This window comes from Serratia sp. EWG9, assembly GCF_019913725.1.
Classification (GTDB): domain Bacteria; phylum Pseudomonadota; class Gammaproteobacteria; order Enterobacterales; family Enterobacteriaceae; genus Serratia; species Serratia ureilytica.
Genome location: NZ_JADNRO010000005.1, coordinates 1 through 16,325, shown reverse-complemented (window position 1 = coordinate 16,325; position 16,325 = coordinate 1). Strand labels below are relative to the sequence as shown.

Here is a 16,325-nt window from a genome sequence, read left to right as displayed (position 1 = left end):
AAGATGGGATTCAACAGAGCAACCGGCGTGCCAATTTTTAATCTCATGATTTCAATAAATTATAATTAAAACTTATGACGGCGGCGGCAAACGGGCTGCACCAGCGGCGCGCAGCGGGAGAACAAAAAGAGTGCAATGGCGGGATGACGCAGAGGAAAAACCGGGGCGACGACACTCGCCGCCCCGCAGGCCGATGGGGATCAGTCGTTGATGCGTTTCAAACCGACCGGCGTAATGCAGTAGGTCTGTTGCTTGCCCTTCTCCGCCAGCCGCAAGTGCTGCATTTCGTTGACGATCGCCAGGCGGTTGTCCGGCTCTTCATGCCGCAGATGAATCACTTCACCGCCGTAACCCGACAGCGGCAACACCCAGGTTTTGGCCGGTTGATTCTGGCTGCCGATGACGTCGTAGCTGAGCAAGACGTTGCCGTCCGCATCCGTCACGCTGAGGAAGGCGTAGCTGTCGGCAAAGTAGTGGTGAGCAATCCCCGCCGCCAGCGTGACGGTAACGGTTTTCTTCACCAGATCGATGGCGCCGGTCAGGAACTGGCGATCGCCAATCCCTTTGCACGCCACGGTAAACGCATTGCCGACGTTGGCGCCCGGCGGCGTATTGTCGGCCGGCAGGCAATCCCGATAGGTCGCCAACAGTGACTCGCGCTGCGGCTCAGCAAAGGCGCCGATCGCCAGATAAATATCGTCCTTGAACGACGACGATGGCGCATAGTAAGCCGGCAACAGGCGACGCAAACGCTGCGCCGCCTGTTCCAGGCGCGCCAGCAGCGCCTGCTCGGGATCGCCGGGCAACGCCGGGTTTTTCAGCCCGCTGGTTTCGATGCGCAGTACGTTGGTTTTGTTTTTGTTATCGATGACGTCGGCCGCCGCCGGATTCAAACGCACCCGGCTCGGCTCCACATGGTAAATCTCGATGTCATCGCCCTCGGCAAACGGCAGCTCGTCATGACTTAACGTAGCCTGAGTGCCCTGAATCTCCTTGCTGAAGCGCACCGCGCCCTGCCGATCGCGCAGCGTCACCCGGGCATAGGTTTCACCGGGGAAGTAGGCGTGCGGCGTGGTGCTGGTCACGTCAACCACCACCGCTCCTTTGGCGCGATCGACGACCACGGTGGCGAAGACCGCATCGCTCAGGCCCAACAGATTGATCTCCTGCGAAACGATCGGCGAAGCGGCTTTGCGCTCGAAGCGAAGCGTCACCGCGTTTTTCCCCTGCTTCACCGTCAGGTAACCCGCCGTCGGCCGATATTTACGATCTTTGCCGGTCGGCAACCGCAAGGTATACACGCCGATCGGCAGCGCGGTCAGGGCCAGGGTCGGCGCGTCGATACGGATTTTGTGGGCATAGCGCGCCCCTTCCATCAGGACAAGATCCTCACCGTAGATCTGCGCAAAGTCATCGATATCCAGACTCAGGGTGACGTCGCCTTTCAGCCCGCTGGCCTTGAGCTGGCAGGAGTCGACCAGCCGCAGCGAGGAATCCAGTTTCAGCTGCGCCTGCACCGCCGGCAGACGCTGCGCGTCCACCAGTTGATACAGCGGATACACCGCCTTGGCGTGGCTGAACGCGTTGCGATCGCGCTGCGCTTGGGTGATCACGCCGCCGGTCAGCTCGACGAACGGCGTCACGTCGATCTGCTCACCGGCCGCGGCGAAGCTTGCCGACAGCAGATCCAGCAAGGCATGTTCCGACGGCACGAAGCCCGGCATGTTGCAGCTTTGACGATATTGCTGATTAAAGTGCGTGAAGGCGTTCTTGCCTGCCTTGTCGACCATCAGCATCGCGAAGAACAGCTTGGAGCGCAGATCCCACTGGTTGAGCGGCGTGCCCTGAGCGATCAAATCGATGATTTTCTTCTCGACGCCGGCCGCGTTGCCGTAGTTATACAGCCACCCCTCCTGGTATTTGCGTTCCCCCAGCATCACGTCCTGATAGCAAGCGGCATAAATATTGTTCCACATCTCACCGGTGGAGAAATATTTGTCGCCCATAAAGTGCCCCTGATAGCCGTGCGCGATCTCATGCAGGCTGCCCCAGTTGCTGTCTTTCGGCGTCAGCCAGAAGCTGCTGACCGAGTTGCTGGTTTCCGCCGTCCAGCGGCCGCCGTAATACGCGGCGCCGGCGCCGTGCTTATCGGCCTTCATAAAGTAGCGGTTGCGAATATTGCGATCGGATTCGTGTTCAGCCTCGAACGAGACGCCGGTCAGCGCATTGTAGAAAGTGAAAATGCGATCGTAGTAGGCGATCAGCCCGTCGATGTTTTTCGCGTCGCCCAGCGACTTCAGCGTCGGTTTACTGATTTTCGGCACCAGCAACACTGCGTATTCCGCATCGACCAGGGCAAACTCGGCGTCCCGATCGTCCCAGCGGGCAAAGAATGCGGCTTCGTTTTCGCCACGGCGATAAACCGGCAGCGCTTTCGCCGTGTCCGGGTACTCGAACTCCAGCGCCGGCTCGCCCTGCCCGTACGGCGTATCGATGAACGGCACCGAGACGGCATTGACCTGGGCCTCGACCCAGCTCGCGCCGACGCTGAATTCCGCCTCCGTTTTGCTGTCGTCATTCAGCAAACGCAGCGTGAGCTTGCCGGTAAACGCCGCGTTGGTCTGGCGCACTCGCAGCACCTGCCCGGCGGCGAGAATGACGCCCAGGTGCTGGCGATCGTGATCGATGCCTTTGCTCATGCCTGCCGCATCCAGCCAGACCGGCCGGGTCAACGTGTAAAGTGATTGGGTTTTCGTGATGGTTGGCATCCTGCTTTCCTCATGGTTTGGGTGATTGAATTGACCATGAAAAAGTAACCGGATGGGCGGCACGCCCTCCATCGATGGCGGGTGGCTGAGGGACAGTACAACAAAGGTAGGAGGGAGGAGACAATAAAAAAGGCGCAACCTTGCGATTGCGCCTGATATTCGGTGAACGCTGCGTGTTACTCGCCGCGAACGCGCTGCGCCAACCCTTTAAGGAAGTAGCGCAGCATCTGATCGCCGCACGGGCGGTAGTTCTTGGTGCCCTCTTTGCGGAACAGCGCGCTCAGCTCCGGCTTGGAGATGCGGAAGTCCACCGCGGTGAAAATCTGGTGCATGTCGGTGTCTTTCAGCTCGAACGCCACGCGCAGCTTTTTCAGCACCAGGTTATTGGTGATCGGCAGTTCAACCGCCGGCGCCGGGAACTTGTCGTCCTTGCCGCGCTTGAAGAACACCAGGCCGTTGAGGAAGTGCGCCATCACTTCGTCAGGGCACTTCTCGTAGCCCGGCTCGCCTTCTTTGATCACGTAAGCGTCCATCGCCGACACCGCCACCTCGAAATCGTCCAGTTTGATAATCTCGACCATTTTGGCGTTGTTAATGCTCAGCATATAGCGCACGCTGCGCAGCACGTCGTTGTTCATCATGGGATTGCATTGCCTTTACTTGTCTAACGGGGACGTGCGCATTGTAAAAAAATGCCCCATACCCAAAATAATTGGAGTTGCATCGCGGCGGCAAATTTGTAAGCCCCCGGAGCATAGTTAACTATGTGACCGGGGCGCGCAAATGCAGCCAACAAAGAGGCAGCTCCAAGTATGACGGGTATGGCCGCACACCTTGAATGTGCGGCAGTATAGGGATCGGCAAGGGGTTTCTCAATCGATTTGGCTTTTTTGCTGATACAGCGGGATATCTTCGCCGATGATGTACTTGTTGCGCAGCATCGACGAGACCTTGTCCATGATCATCACCACCACCACCAGGATCAGCGTGATGAACATCACTACGTCCCAGTTCCACAGCCGCATATTCTCCGCATACACCAGGCCGATGCCGCCGGCGCCGACGAAGCCCAGCACCGCCGCAGAGCGGGTGTTGGATTCGATCTGGTACAGGCTGAGCGCCAGGAAAGTGGGGAACGACTGGGTGAAAATGCCGTAGCGGTGCTTCTGCAACCCGTTGGCGCCCACCGCCGTCAGGCCGCGGCTGGGGGACTTGTCCACCGCCTCATGGCCTTCGGCGTACAGTTTGCCCAGCAGCCCGACGTCCTGCATCACGATAGCCAACACCCCGGCGAGCGGCCCCATGCCGACGGCGCGCACGAAGATCAGCCCCCAGATCGCCATGTCGATGCCGCGCAGCACGTCCAGCAAGCGGCGCACCAGCACCGAAATTGGCCGCAGCAGCGGCGTCGACATCACGTTGCGCGCGGCGAAGAACGACAGCGGCAGCGCGATCAGCGACGCGGTGATGGTGCCGGCGAACACGATGGCGATGGTGATGCCGATCTGCTGGAAGTAGTACATGAACGGCCAGTTGGCGAAGTCATGCCAGACGAACATGCGCAGGAAATAGCGCCCCAGCTGCTGGCAGCCGTTGATAAACTGCGGCCAGCTAATGCCGAAGACCAGGAAGAAGAACACGTAGTACAGCACGATCGCCAAGGCGATCAGGCCGACGGTGCGCAGGTAGCGCCCCTGCTGCGCGAAGATCGCCGGATGCTGCTGTTTCAACTGGCGCAACGTTTCCGCCGATGCCGGAGTGCCCGCTGTCATTTTGCCCCCTCCACCACGCGCTTGCGCAGCTCGCCCGACACGTAGTCGAGCACGGAAACCACCACGATGATCAGCAGCAGCGTCATGCTGACCTGATCGTAACGGTCGAGTTTAATGTTGGTCATCAGCTCCTGGCCGATGCCGCCCGCCCCCACCAGCCCCAAAATGGTCGACTGGCGGAAGTTGATCTCCAGCCGCATGAAGCTGTAGGAGAGAAACACCGGCTTCACCTGCGGCCACAGGCCGAAGCGCATGCGCTGCAGCGGCGTGGCGCCGCAGGCCGCCAGCCCGCGCACCGGTTTGTTGGAGGCGGTTTCGATCGATTCGTAGAACAGCTTGGTCAGGCTGCCGATGGTGTGCAGCGCCAGCGCCAGGAAGCCGGGAATGGCGCCGATGCCGAACGCCATCACGAACATCACCGCCCACGCCAGCTCCGGCATGGTGCGCAAGAACGCCACCAGCGTGCGGATCGCGAGCCGCACCGAGGCCGGAGTATAGGTATTGCCGGCCGCCAGAAATGCCAGCACGGTCGCCACCAGCACCGAGAAAATGGTCGCCGCCAGCGCTAGCTGCAGGGTCTCCCAGATCAGCGGCAGCTGAATGTTCAGGCGATAGCCCCAGTAGGCCAGCGAGCCTTCGGTACGCCCATCGGCGAACAGCAGGTTCCAGTGCAGCGTCGGCACGGTTTCGGCCAGGTAGTCGAAGAAGTGCGGAATAGACACCCAGACGGTGTGCAGGTTGAACTCGGCGAGGTTGCCGGCGCCCAGGTACAGCACCACCAGCCCGAGCGACCACAGCAGCGCTTCGCGCTTTTGCTTGCTGCGGATCCGTTGGTAATAGTGTGCGAAATCGGTATTCAAAACAGGTCTTCCATCGTTATGGAACAAGGGGTTCAGCATGCTGAACCCCTTCATTCGGGCGGCCGAGGCAGCCGGGAATCAACGGTCGCCTTTGGTCAGCTCGCGCTTCATATCGATGATGGTCTGGTATTCCGCCAGGGTGGTGTCGCCGATGTGCTGTTTGCCGCCCATCGCTTTGATAAAGCACGCGTGATCGTCTTTATCCAGCTTCTTGATGGCGGTGACCACTTTGGCCTTGAAGTCGGCCGGCAGCGAGTTGCTCACCAGGATCGGGCCGTTCGGGATCAGCGGCGACTGCCAGATGATGCGGATCTGTTTCATCAGGTCCGGATGATCCATGCGGATCATGCGGGTGAACGCGCCGCTGGTGTAGCCGGTGTTGTAGTCGCCGATCATCGACGCCCAGGTCACCGCGCCTTCGAACTGGCCGTTCAGCACGCCGAGGATGTCCTGCTCGTGGCCGCCGGAGAAGGTGACGCTGGAGAAGGTGTTGTTGTATTTGTTGTCGACCGTGCCGCCGAACAGCTTTTTAAACGCCTGGTTCGGGATCAGGAAGCCGGAGGTGGAATCCGGATCGGCGAAGCCGATGGCCTTGCCCTTCAGGTCTTCCAGTTTCTGGTACGGGCTGCCGGCCTTCACCACCACCACCGAGTGGTAGCCGCGCGACTGGTCGACGTCGTCAACCGCGATGCCGACGATGTCCACCGCTTTCGGATCCTTGATGTAAACCGAAGCGAACGACGACGGCGACATGCTGAGCACCAGGTCAATCTTGCCGCCCAGCAGGCCCTGGATCACGCCGGAATAGTCGGATGAGTTGCGCAGCTTGGTATCGACGTTCAACTCTTTATCCAGGAACTGCTTCACGCACTGGTTATCGCCGATCTGCTGGGTGGCGTTCTGGCCGCCGAGAATGCCCAGGTTCAGCTCTTTCGGCGCATCCGCTGCGGCAGCATTAAATACCATCATCGCGCCGGCCATCAGGGTGGTCAGACTCAATACTTTTTTCATTAGGTGTGCCTTGTGTGTAAAGGGTAAAGGTCAAAAGTGCTTCAATGGATCTGATTGGCTTCCTCGCCATACAGCTGGTGCAGGATCCGTTCGTTCAGTTGCGAAGGATGCCCGTCAAACACGATCTTCCCGTGGGCGATGCCGATCACCCGCGAGCAATACTCTTTCACCAGTTCGACCGAGTGCAGGTTCACCATCACCGCGATGCCGTCTTCGCTGATTTTCTGCAGCGCGTCCATGATGCGGCGGGTGTTTTTCGGATCGAGCGACGCCACCGGCTCATCGGCCAGCAGGATTTGCGGGTTTTGCATCAGCGCGCGGCAGATGGCGACGCGCTGCATCTGGCCGCCGGAGAGGTGCTCGGCGCGCTGCAGCGCATGCGGCAGCATGTTAAGCCACTGCAACAGCTCGATGGCGCGAGCGCGGTCGGCGTCATCGAACAGTTTGAAGAAGGATTTCAGGGTGGAGGTGTGGCTCAGGCGCCCCAGCAGCACGTTGGTCATCACGTCCAGCCGCGGCACCAGGCAGAAGTCCTGGAAGATCATGCCGCAGCGCGCGCGCCATTGGCGCATCTGGCGGCCGGCAAGCTGGGCGATATCCTGCGCCACGCCATCGTCTTCGAAGTGCAGCATCTCGCCGCAGCTGGAAGGAATGGTGCCGTTGAGGGTATGCAGCAGCGTGGACTTGCCTGCGCCGGAGCGGCCGATCACCGCCACGAATTCGCCGGCGTGCAGATCGAAATTGATGTCATCCAGCACGCGCTGCTGCGCTTTGTAGGCCTTGCCGAGCCCCTTTACCGATAACACTTTGCGGGATGCGGCGGCGTGCTGCCCTGGAAAGTCGTGCTGCGCCAATTTTAACAGTGCCTGAGCCATATGATTTCTCTGGTTTCAGTGGCTAATCATTATGGGCACCTATTAACGGATAAGTTTATGACAGTGGGATGATGGTTTTATGGCCGGGGCGTGACGCGTGCCGCCCCGGCGTGCGCATCATTCCAGGCTAAAGAAGTCCAGCCCCAGCGCCGCCTTGACCTGCTGCAGCGTCTGCTGGCTGACCTGATGCGCGCGGCGGGTGCCATACTGCAGGATGCGCGTCAGCTCGCCTTTATCGGCGATGAATTCGGCGCGGCGGGTGCGGATCGGTTCGAGCAGGCTCTGCAGGCAATCCTCCAGCAGCCGTTTGATTTTCACGTCCCCCAACCCGCCGCGCCGGTAGTGCGCCTTCAGCTCCGCCAACAGCGCTGCGTCTTCGCAGAAGGCGTCCAGATAGGTGAACACCATGTTGCCCTCCACCCGGCCGGGATCGCTGACGTTGAGATGGCCGGGATCGGTGAACATGCTCATCACCGCCTTGTGCACCTCGTCGGCGCCGGCGCCAAGCTGAATGGCGTTGCCGCGCGATTTTGACATTTTGCCCTGCCCGTCCAGCCCCGGCAGACGCCCGACGTTGCTTAACAGCGGCTGGCACTCCGACAGCACCGGTTGGCCGACGATGTGGTTGAAGCGCCGCACGATCTCGTTGGTTTGCTCCAGCATCGGCAGCTGATCCTCGCCGACCGGCACGTGGGTGGCGCCGAAGGCGGTGATGTCCGCCGCCTGGCTGACCGGATAGATCAGAAAACCAGCAGGCAGTCTGCGGGCGAAATCCTTCTCGGCGATTTCGCTTTTCACCGTCGGGTTGCGTTCCAGCCGCGCCACGCTGACCAGGTTGAGGTAGTACATCGTCAGCTCGGCCAACGCCGGCAGCGCCGACTGCAGGCAAATGGTGGTCTTGTGCGGATCGATGCCGACCGCCAGATAGTCGGCCACCACGTTGAGCACGTTGGCGCTGATTTTTTGCGGGTTGTTGCCGTTGTCGGTCAGGCCCTGCAGATCCGCCACCATCACCGTTTGGTTATGCTGGTGCTGCAGTTCGACGCGCTGGCGCAGCGAGCCGACGAAGTGCCCTAAATGCAGTGGGCCGGTGGCGCGATCGCCGGTAAGAATGGTGTAACTCATGACAGTGCTCCTGAAGGTCTGTAGACCGCCGGATCAACGCCACAAAAGATAATGCCGCCAAACCGGCGGCATTAAAAAGAGATGTGAATACCCGTGCCGCCTCAGAAGAGGCGCCACCATGACTGATTGTGGGTGGAGTGCATCGATATATTCATGCCATCAAGGTATACCCGTAGCGGCAATGCGTCAATAGCCCGCCGCCGGCGCGTAAGACGGCGTTACACTCCGGCATTTGCGTTCCTGGCCCGGCGCGCTAGGGTAAAACCTTCAACCTGAAAAAGGAGCGCATGATGAAGATCGGATTTGTCGGACTGGGCGGGATGGGCAGCGCCATGGCGGCTAACCTGGTGAAGGCGGGATTTGCGTTGACGGTATGGAACCGTTCGCCGCAGGCGGCGCAGCCGCTGGTGAGCGCCGGCGCGCGGCAGGCCGAACGGCCGGAACAGTTGGCCGATGCCGACGTGCTGATCACCATGCTGGCCGACGATGCCGCGACGCAACAGGTGGTGGTGGACAGCGGATTGCTGCAGCGGATGAAACCGGGCGCGCTGCATATCAATATGGCGACTATCTCGGTCGAACTCGCCAAACGCCTGACGATGCTGCATGCGGAACACGGCATCGGTTATCTCGCCGCGCCGGTGCTGGGCCGGGTCGACGTGGCCGCCGCCGGCAAGCTGAATATTCTGGCGGCCGGCGATAGCGAGCGGCTGAAGCAAGCGCAGCCGCTGTTCGATGCCCTCGGCCAGAAAACCTGGCACTTCGGCGCCGATCCGGCGCAGGCCAACGTGGTCAAAATCGCCACCAACTTTACGCTGGCCAGCGCCATTGAAGCGATGGCGGAAGGCAGCGCGCTGGTGCGCAACTACGGCGTTTCCGGCGCCGACTACCTGCAGATGCTGAGCGGCACCGTCTTCGCCGCCCCGGCCTATCAGGGCTATGGCGCGCTGATCGCCGCCGAGAAGTATTCACCCGCCGGATTCCGCTTGGCGCTGGGGCTGAAGGACGTCGGGCTGGCGCTGGCCGCCGGCGCCGACAGCCATACGCCGATGCCGTTCGCCGGGGTGCTGAAAGACAATTTCCTCGACGCGATGGCGCAGGGGGATGCGGATCTGGACTGGGCGGCGCTGGCCAAGGTAGCGGCGCGACGAGCGGGCCTGAAATAACGAACGGGGGCGTTGGCCCCCGTTTTCCGTACTCAGAACACGATGTCCGCCGCGGGCACGGCGCGGATCGGCACGCCGAAGCTGTCGATATTCGATAACGTCTCGTTATGGTGGGTACGGATCAGCAAACCGTCGGCATAGGATTTGTCGTGGCAGGTATGCGCATCCGCCGCCAGCGTCACCGGATAGCCGTGCGCCGCCGCGCTGCGCACCGTGGTATCGATGCAAAACGGCGTGGAATAGCCGCAAACCACCAGCTGCGATACGCCGTTGGCGATCAGTAACGCGCCGAGCGAAGTGCGCAGGAACGAGTCCGGCGTGGTTTTATCCACCCGATGGTCGCCTGGCGCCACCTTCAGCGCCGCAAGCACTTGCCAGGCGGCGCTGCCGTGCGGCAGTTCGTCGTCCGGCGTATGGTGCTGAATCACGATCACCGGCACGCCCGCCCGGCGGGCGCGCTCGCTCAGTTGGTTGATGCGCGCAACGGTGCCCGCGGCATCCGCCGGCGGCGGCGTAAACAACCCTTCCTGCACATCGATAATCAACAGCGCGCTGGTCATGGCGGCTCCCGAAGAGAAGACAAGACAAGTCGCGTCAGCACACCGGCTGGCGCGGGCGGAAAATATGGTCGACGCCCTGCTCGCGCAACCTGTGCACCAGATCGTGCCCGCCGTTCGGCGTGGCGTGCGCCAGCTGCCGCTCGGCGGTAAACACCGGGCTGGCCCAGAACAGGTTCACCGGGTCGCCATACTGCTGAGGCAACGTCAGGTGCGCGTGATGCGGGTAGAAGGACGACGATAAAATATAGCCTTCATAGCCCAACGGCGCCACGTCGGACTCCAGCGTATGACCTTCGCCGATCCAGGTCAGCCGCGCCCAAGGCGCGTGAGCGAAACCGGCCAGCGCGCTGGCCATCTGCACCGCGTTGTCTTCGGTCATGTATTGGCTGTCGATGGCGATCGCCATCTCCATGCGGCGATAGCGCGAAGCCTCATCGTTGAACAGGATCTCCACCCACGGCATCGGCCGAATGCTGACGCCCATGGTGAGGAAGTAATAGATGCCGTCGCGCTCGTGCTGAGTGATGGCCATCGGCGGCCACTTGCCCTGATCGATGGCGTAGTATTTTACCGAAGGGCCGAAATGCTGCTCATAGCGCGCCTGAAAATCGCGCTGCATCTTCGGCCACGGATTGCCCTCTTCACGCTGCCAGCTGCGCCAAAACTGGCGGGTGCTTTCCGCCTGCGCATATTGCGTGTTGGTCGAGGCCGAACCGAGCGGATAGGCCAACGGGCTCTCCTTGATACAGCTGGCCGAATAGCACACCGAATGGTCGATATACAGGCTCCAGCCGGGGATCACCGCCAGCAGTTGGCCGTAATACCACAGGGCCGCGCCGTCGTCGCTTTCGCTCCACACCACCATCAGCCCTTCCGGGTTCAGCGGCGCTTCCCCTTCCAGGTTGCGGCAAAATTCCGCCGCCAGCATCGGCGGTTGCCCCTGCTCCAGCGCGGCGCGATCTTCCTGCAACGGCGCGGCGGCCAGATTGCGCAGCCAGCAGGCGCGCACCTGATAGCGATCGCTGTAGGCTTCGGCGGGATAGATGTAAAAATAGGCTGCCCGGTGATCTTGCTGAACCACCGCGACCAGCGTCTGGTTCTCATTGCTGACTTCAGCAAGTACGTATGACTCGTTCATATCACCTCAATAGGGTCAGGGCGCGGCAGAATCGGCTGCGCGCAAAAAATGGAATGTGGCTTTGCCCTCAAGTGTAAAACGCATTACTGGCCGGATCACCCGTAAAAGTCTCAAAAACGGCCGTAAACGAAGATAAACAAAGGTTAATTATAGCGGCTGCGGCTCATGACGCCTGAGTGATGCGCCGCACCGCGCGCTGATAGGAACCGTTGCGCATCGACGCGCCCAGCACTTTGCCGAGGCCTGCAGCCCCCGTTCGCACCAACCGCCGCCGCAACGCGCCCGGATGAAAGCCGAACTGCCGCTGCGCCCAATCGGGCAACAGATCGATGCCCGCCTGCATCACCACCCCGCCGAGCGGGCGCGCCAACGCGCTCGGCGCCGGCGCCTTCAGCAGAATGCGCCCCACCTCTTGGGTGCGTTCGTCACAGACCAGCTGCGGCCGCATCGCCTGCAGATAGTCGTCTACTTCCGCGCAGGACTGAGGGATGGCGGTCGCCCCCAGCGCGGCGGCCACGCGCGCCGCTTCGCGATAGTATTGATCCTGCAAATCGCGGGAAAGATGCGGGTTGCGGTAGCGCAGGTGGCTGGCCAGAAAACGGCTGCTCTCCGCCACGTGCACCCAGGTCAGCAGCGCCGGATCGCTGGCGGCATAGGGCGTGCCGTCGCTGCCGACGCCGGTCACCCGCAGGTGGATGGCTTTGACTTTGGCGATCAGCCACTCCGCCTCGGCGGTCGGGCCGAAGGTGGTGACCGACACGAACTGGCTGGTGCGGCGCAGGCGGCCAATCATATCGTCGCGGAAGTTGGAGTGATCCCATACGCCGGCCAGCGCCAACGGGTGCAGCATTTGCAACAGCAAGGCGCTAACGCCGCCGCACAGCATCGGGGTGAAATCGCGGTGTACCTGCCAGATGACCGACTGCGGGCCGAACAGCCCCGGATCGCCGGGCGGATTCTCGAAATCGACGCCGCCGAGCGCCAACCCGGTCAGGCTGAGCACCTGTTTTTCTATCGCTGCGCGTACCGCTTCCATCCTGCCGCCCTCTTGCTCATTCAGCGGCCAGTGTATCACGCGGCGAGCGCCTCATTGCGCCCTGCGGCGGTTGAAAGCTTTAACTTACTGAATTACAGTTGTTATACCGCTTGCAACCAGGCGGGCCTATTCGATCCACTGCAGAGGCGCTTTGCAGGGCGTTAACCCACGTTAATTCGGCACTAACCCCACAAAACCTCTATCTAGTTTCTTTTCCTTCAACTTAGATAGCAGAGAGTTCGATGATTACCATCAGAGCACGCGCGGCGGAAGACAACGCGCAATTGGCAGATATCTGGCTGCGTTCGGTGCGCGCCACTCACCACTTTTTAACCGAAGACAACATCGCACAGCTGTTCCCGCTGGTGCTGAACGACTACCTGCCGGCGGTCAACGTTTGGGTGGCCGAAGAGCAGCCGGGGCATCCCTGCGGCTTTATCGGTCTGAACGGCAACAAGGTGGAGATGCTGTTTATCGATGCCGATCAGCGCGGCAAAGGCGTGGGCAAAGCGCTGCTGACCCACGCGGAAACGCTGCACGATGAGCTGCAGCTGGACGTGAACGAGCAAAATCCGCAGGCCAGCGGCTTCTACCGCCACTACGGTTTTGTCATCACCGGCCGCTCACCGCTCGACGGCCAGGGCAACCCGTTCCCGCTGCTGCACATGAAGCTGGAAAAACGCTAGTCCGCCCCCGCCGGCCGCCCTGCGGCCGGTTTTCTCCCCCTTCTCTCGCCCGCCGCCTAATATATCAAATCAGAATAAGTAATAGATTTTACATTCTTCCTGTCACTATCAACCCTCGGTAGGATTGCCCGGTATTCACCCGCAACAGAGGTTCCGTCCGTCACTTCCCGCCGGGTTGTGCCCCGCCGAAAAGCCGAACGATCCTTGTCCGGCGCGACGCGCGCCGGACGGAATGCTGTGATGTATCAATAAGGATCCGCTTCGCTATGATCGTTCTTTCGAACGTTTGCAAAACTTTTGACAGCGCACAGGGCCGCGTCGTGGCGGTTGACGACGTCAGCCTGGCGATAGAAGCCGGGCAAATTTACGGCATCATCGGCTACAGCGGCGCCGGCAAAAGCACGCTGATCCGCCTGCTCAACGGCCTGGAAAAGCCCACCAGCGGCCGCATTGACGTGGGCGGATTCGATATCGCCCGCGCCAAAGGCAGCCACCTGCGCCAGGCGCGGCTGAAAATCAGCATGGTGTTCCAACACTTCAACCTGCTGTGGTCGCGCACCGTCAGCCAAAACATCGCTTTTTCCATGCAGATAGCCGGCGTCCCCAAGGCGCAGATTGCCCCGCGCGTGGCGGAACTGATCGCGCTGGTTGGCCTGCAGGGGCGCGAAAACGCCTACCCGTCGCAGCTCAGCGGCGGCCAGAAACAGCGCGTCGGCATCGCCCGCGCGCTGGCCAATAACCCGAGCGTGCTGCTGTGCGACGAGGCCACCTCAGCGCTCGATCCGCAAACCACCGACGCCATTCTCGACCTGCTGCTGGCCATCAATCGCCAGCTGAAATTGACCATCGTGCTGATCACCCACGAAATGCACGTGGTGCGCAAAATCTGCCACCGCGTGGCGGTAATGGAAAACGGCCGCATCGTCGAAGAGGGGCCGGTGCTCGAGGTGTTCACTCGGCCACAGCAGCCGATCACCCGGCAGTTCGTCAAACAGGTGTCGCAGTATGCGGACACGGCTGAGAGCTTCAACCCGCAGCTCACCGCCCACCTGCCGGGGGCGATCTTCAAGCTGACCTTCGTCGGCGAACAAACTCATCAGGCGGTGATCGCCGAGGTGATTCGGCGCTACCCGCTCACCGTCAACATTCTGCACGGCAAGATCAGCCACACCCTCAACGGTTCGTTCGGCGAACTGTACATCCACGCCGAAGGCAACGAACAACACGTCGCCGACATGCTCAGCCTGCTGAACGAAAGAGACATCGCCGTCGAGGTTATCCAACATGATTGAATCCCTGTTCCCCCACCTGCGTCTGGACCAACTGTGGGACGCCACCTGGGAAACGCTGTACATGACCGGCATCGCCGGTTTGGCCACGCTGGTGCTGGGCATCGTGCTCGGCGTGCTGCTGTTTTTAACCTCGAAGGGGCAGTTGCTGCAAAACCGCACGGTCTACACCCTGATCTCCGTGCTGGTCAACGTCTTCCGCTCCATTCCGTTCATCATTCTGATCGTGCTGCTGATCCCGTTCACCAAGTCGCTGATCGGCACCATTCTCGGTGCGGACGCCGCCCTGCCGGCGCTGATCGTCGGCGCCGCGCCGTTCTACGCCCGGCTGGTGGAGATCGCGCTGCGCGAGGTCGACAAAGGGGTAATCGAAGCGGCGCGCTCGATGGGCGCCAAAAACCGCACCCTGATTTTCCGCGTCTTGCTGCCGGAGAGCTCGCCGGCGCTGGTTTCCGGCATCACCGTTACCCTGATCGCGCTGGTGAGCTACACCGCGATGGCCGGGGTGATCGGCGCCGGCGGCCTGGGCAACCTGGCCTATCTGGAAGGCTTCCAACGCAACCACAGTGACGTGACGCTGGTGGCGACGCTGACGATCCTGCTGATCGTTTTCGTCATTCAGTTCATTGGCGACACCCTGACAAGAACGCTCGATAAACGTTAATTAACCAAGGAAAACGATGATGAAAAAGCACCTACTGATGTTGGCTTTCGCCTCTGTCGCCACCCTCGCCTCTTACGGCGCCGCCGCGGCGACCAAGCTGGTGGTTGGCGCCTCCAACGTGCCGCACGCCGAGATCCTCGAACAGGCCAAACCGATACTGGCGAAGGAAGGCATCGATCTGCAGATCAAGCGCTTCCAGGACTACATCCTGCCGAACACCGCGCTGGCCAGCCACGACATCGACGCCAACTACTTCCAGCACGTGCCTTACCTGAACTCGGTGCTGAAAGACCACGCCGACGACAAGAGCTACGACTTCGTCAGCGCCGGCGCGATCCATATTGAGCCTATCGGCATCTACTCGAAGAAGTACAAGAGCCTGAAAGATCTGCCGGAAAACGGCAAAATCATCATGCGCGACGCGGTGGCGGAAGAAGGCCGCATTCTGTCAATCTTTGAACGGGAAGGCGTGATCAAGCTGAAGCCAGGGGTGAGCAAGGTGGATGCACGCATCGCCGACGTGGTGGAAAACCCGAAACACCTGAAGTTCCAGGCTAACGTTGAAGGCGCGCTGCTGCCGCAGATGTACAACAACAACGAAGGTGACGCCGTGGTGATCAACGCCAACTACGCCATCGACGCCGGGCTGAATCCGACCAAGGATCCGATCGCGGTCGAAAGCGGCGAAAACAACCCGTACGCCAACATCATCACCGTGCACAAAGCCGACGTGAACAAGCCGGAGATCGTGGCGCTGGTGAAAGTGCTGCACTCCAAGCCGATTCAAGACTTTATCCGCGAGAAGTATCAGGGCGCGGTGATCCCGGTCAACCAGTAGTGGGTTAAATGGCCCGGTAAAAGCCGCAATGCCGCTCACTTAAGCCTGAGTGGCATTTTTTATCCAGCCTCTGGACGTTCTGTGCAGGGGAATTGCCGTAAATGTCCCGCATTTCTCTGTGGCCAATATGAACGGCAATTGGAGGGGCCGATGGCGCGGCCCCTCCACCCGCGCCTTCGCTTAACACCGTCTGTCCGCTACGCGGATACCCTCGCCGCGTCTGCGTTGCCGGGCGGGTCGGCTGCGACAAACGTCCCTGTTAGTCTCGCCTCAACGGCCTTCCCTGGCCGGTTGCCCCTGACAACGCCGTCTTGCTCGGCAGCCGGTGATGCGCGCTAAAGGTCAACACCTGAGCTGGCTGCTACCGGGAAATCTGTCGCTTATGAGGTTCTGGTAGAGAAGTTGGAGATGAGCGCGGTGTTGGGCGCCCTTGAAGATGCCGAACGCAGGCATAGCGCATTAGGCGAAACCGCCATGGACGGCGGTTTCAGGTGAGACAGGCAGGGACGCCTGTCGCAACCGGCCTCAATGCGGTAT

At 61.0% G+C, this 16,325-nt stretch carries 15 protein-coding genes; 5 read left to right on the top strand and 10 right to left on the bottom strand.

The features are described 5' to 3' along the window. Positions 1 to 200: 200 nt before the first annotated feature. From ITX55_RS12805 to trpS, 7 genes are all read right to left on the bottom strand, one after another. Entirely contained in the window at positions 201 to 2,768 is a 2,568-nt protein-coding gene (locus tag ITX55_RS12805; RefSeq protein ID WP_223085119.1) for a putative mucin/carbohydrate-binding domain-containing protein, read from the bottom strand. Positions 2,769 to 2,944: 176 nt separating this feature from the next. Next, a complete protein-coding gene (locus ITX55_RS12800; protein ID WP_004939471.1) occupies positions 2,945 to 3,409 on the bottom strand; it encodes a DUF1456 family protein in 465 nt (154 codons plus the stop codon). A 231-nt stretch (positions 3,410 to 3,640) separates the two neighbouring features. Beyond that, positions 3,641 to 4,540, bottom strand: coding sequence for a phosphonate ABC transporter, permease protein PhnE (gene phnE, locus ITX55_RS12795; RefSeq protein WP_033642327.1), 900 nt, complete (start codon positions 4,538 to 4,540; stop codon positions 3,641 to 3,643). Then, positions 4,537 to 5,400: a phosphonate ABC transporter, permease protein PhnE gene (gene phnE, locus ITX55_RS12790; protein ID WP_016928590.1), complete on the bottom strand. Its 864-nt coding sequence runs from the start codon at positions 5,398 to 5,400 to the stop codon at positions 4,537 to 4,539. The genes phnE (ITX55_RS12795) and phnE (ITX55_RS12790) overlap by 4 nt, the downstream gene beginning before the upstream one ends. A 78-nt stretch (positions 5,401 to 5,478) precedes the next feature. Continuing rightward, positions 5,479 to 6,411 (bottom strand): phosphonate ABC transporter substrate-binding protein, encoded by a 933-nt coding sequence (phnD, locus tag ITX55_RS12785; RefSeq protein ID WP_004939482.1) that lies wholly within the window; start codon positions 6,409 to 6,411, stop codon positions 5,479 to 5,481. 41 nt (positions 6,412 to 6,452) lie between these two features. Further along, positions 6,453 to 7,286 (bottom strand): phosphonate ABC transporter ATP-binding protein, encoded by an 834-nt coding sequence (phnC, locus tag ITX55_RS12780; RefSeq protein WP_019454697.1) that lies wholly within the window; start codon positions 7,284 to 7,286, stop codon positions 6,453 to 6,455. 117 nt (positions 7,287 to 7,403) lie between these two features. Beyond that, positions 7,404 to 8,411: a tryptophan--tRNA ligase gene (trpS, locus tag ITX55_RS12775; protein ID WP_223085116.1), complete on the bottom strand. Its 1,008-nt coding sequence runs from the start codon at positions 8,409 to 8,411 to the stop codon at positions 7,404 to 7,406. 290 nt (positions 8,412 to 8,701) lie between these two features. On the opposite strand from trpS, the gene ITX55_RS12770 reads away from it, so the two are divergent. Continuing rightward, the gene (locus ITX55_RS12770; RefSeq protein ID WP_108680321.1) at positions 8,702 to 9,577 is read left to right on the top strand and encodes an NAD(P)-dependent oxidoreductase; all 876 of its coding nucleotides are present in this window, start codon (positions 8,702 to 8,704) and stop codon (positions 9,575 to 9,577) included. 32 nt (positions 9,578 to 9,609) lie between these two features. Here the strand turns inward: ITX55_RS12770 and ITX55_RS12765 are convergent, their stop codons facing one another. The 3 genes from ITX55_RS12765 to ITX55_RS12755 form a co-directional block, all read right to left on the bottom strand. Continuing rightward, positions 9,610 to 10,137, bottom strand: coding sequence for a cysteine hydrolase family protein (locus ITX55_RS12765; RefSeq protein WP_042783932.1), 528 nt, complete (start codon positions 10,135 to 10,137; stop codon positions 9,610 to 9,612). Positions 10,138 to 10,171: 34 nt separating this feature from the next. Further along, positions 10,172 to 11,275, bottom strand: a complete 1,104-nt coding sequence (locus ITX55_RS12760; protein WP_033642320.1) for a suppressor of fused domain protein — start codon at positions 11,273 to 11,275, stop codon at positions 10,172 to 10,174. Positions 11,276 to 11,438: 163 nt separating this feature from the next. Beyond that, positions 11,439 to 12,311 carry an oxygenase MpaB family protein gene (locus ITX55_RS12755; protein ID WP_108680320.1) on the bottom strand — a complete coding sequence of 291 codons (873 nt, stop codon included), beginning with the start codon at positions 12,309 to 12,311 and terminating at the stop codon, positions 11,439 to 11,441. Positions 12,312 to 12,553: 242 nt separating this feature from the next. Here ITX55_RS12755 and ITX55_RS12750 point away from each other — a divergent pair, with 242 nt between their 5' ends. The 4 genes from ITX55_RS12750 (at position 12,554) to ITX55_RS12735 (ending at position 15,788) form a co-directional block, all read left to right on the top strand. Further along, on the top strand, positions 12,554 to 12,997 hold the full coding sequence (locus ITX55_RS12750) for an acetyltransferase (protein ID WP_033642318.1): 444 nt from the start codon (positions 12,554 to 12,556) through the stop codon (positions 12,995 to 12,997). A gap of 266 nt (positions 12,998 to 13,263) precedes the next feature. Then, positions 13,264 to 14,289 carry a methionine ABC transporter ATP-binding protein gene (locus ITX55_RS12745; RefSeq protein WP_033642317.1) on the top strand — a complete coding sequence of 342 codons (1,026 nt, stop codon included), beginning with the start codon at positions 13,264 to 13,266 and terminating at the stop codon, positions 14,287 to 14,289. Beyond that, a complete protein-coding gene (locus tag ITX55_RS12740) occupies positions 14,282 to 14,950 on the top strand; it encodes a methionine ABC transporter permease (protein ID WP_033642316.1) in 669 nt (222 codons plus the stop codon). Before ITX55_RS12745 ends, ITX55_RS12740 begins: the two co-directional genes overlap by 8 nt. 19 nt (positions 14,951 to 14,969) lie before the next feature. Continuing rightward, positions 14,970 to 15,788, top strand: a complete 819-nt coding sequence (locus ITX55_RS12735; RefSeq protein ID WP_033652662.1) for a MetQ/NlpA family ABC transporter substrate-binding protein — start codon at positions 14,970 to 14,972, stop codon at positions 15,786 to 15,788. Positions 15,789 to 16,325 lie beyond the last annotated feature (537 nt).

Excerpts from the sequence above, each read along its gene's own strand:
- ITX55_RS12805 (WP_223085119.1), bottom strand. The coding sequence starts at position 2,768 with ATGCCAACCATCACGAAAACCCAATCACTTTACACGTTGACCCGGCCG.
- ITX55_RS12800 (WP_004939471.1), bottom strand. The coding sequence starts at position 3,409 with ATGATGAACAACGACGTGCTGCGCAGCGTGCGCTATATGCTGAGCATT.
- phnE (WP_033642327.1), bottom strand. The coding sequence starts at position 4,540 with ATGACAGCGGGCACTCCGGCATCGGCGGAAACGTTGCGCCAGTTGAAA.
- phnD (WP_004939482.1), bottom strand. The coding sequence starts at position 6,411 with ATGAAAAAAGTATTGAGTCTGACCACCCTGATGGCCGGCGCGATGATG.
- phnC (WP_019454697.1), bottom strand. The coding sequence starts at position 7,286 with ATGGCTCAGGCACTGTTAAAATTGGCGCAGCACGACTTTCCAGGGCAG.
- trpS (WP_223085116.1), bottom strand. The coding sequence starts at position 8,411 with ATGAGTTACACCATTCTTACCGGCGATCGCGCCACCGGCCCACTGCAT.
- ITX55_RS12770 (WP_108680321.1), top strand. The coding sequence starts at position 8,702 with ATGAAGATCGGATTTGTCGGACTGGGCGGGATGGGCAGCGCCATGGCG.
- ITX55_RS12765 (WP_042783932.1), bottom strand. The coding sequence starts at position 10,137 with ATGACCAGCGCGCTGTTGATTATCGATGTGCAGGAAGGGTTGTTTACG.
- ITX55_RS12760 (WP_033642320.1), bottom strand. The coding sequence starts at position 11,275 with ATGAACGAGTCATACGTACTTGCTGAAGTCAGCAATGAGAACCAGACG.
- ITX55_RS12755 (WP_108680320.1), bottom strand. The coding sequence starts at position 12,311 with ATGGAAGCGGTACGCGCAGCGATAGAAAAACAGGTGCTCAGCCTGACC.
- ITX55_RS12750 (WP_033642318.1), top strand. The coding sequence starts at position 12,554 with ATGATTACCATCAGAGCACGCGCGGCGGAAGACAACGCGCAATTGGCA.
- ITX55_RS12745 (WP_033642317.1), top strand. The coding sequence starts at position 13,264 with ATGATCGTTCTTTCGAACGTTTGCAAAACTTTTGACAGCGCACAGGGC.
- ITX55_RS12740 (WP_033642316.1), top strand. The coding sequence starts at position 14,282 with ATGATTGAATCCCTGTTCCCCCACCTGCGTCTGGACCAACTGTGGGAC.
- ITX55_RS12735 (WP_033652662.1), top strand. The coding sequence starts at position 14,970 with ATGAAAAAGCACCTACTGATGTTGGCTTTCGCCTCTGTCGCCACCCTC.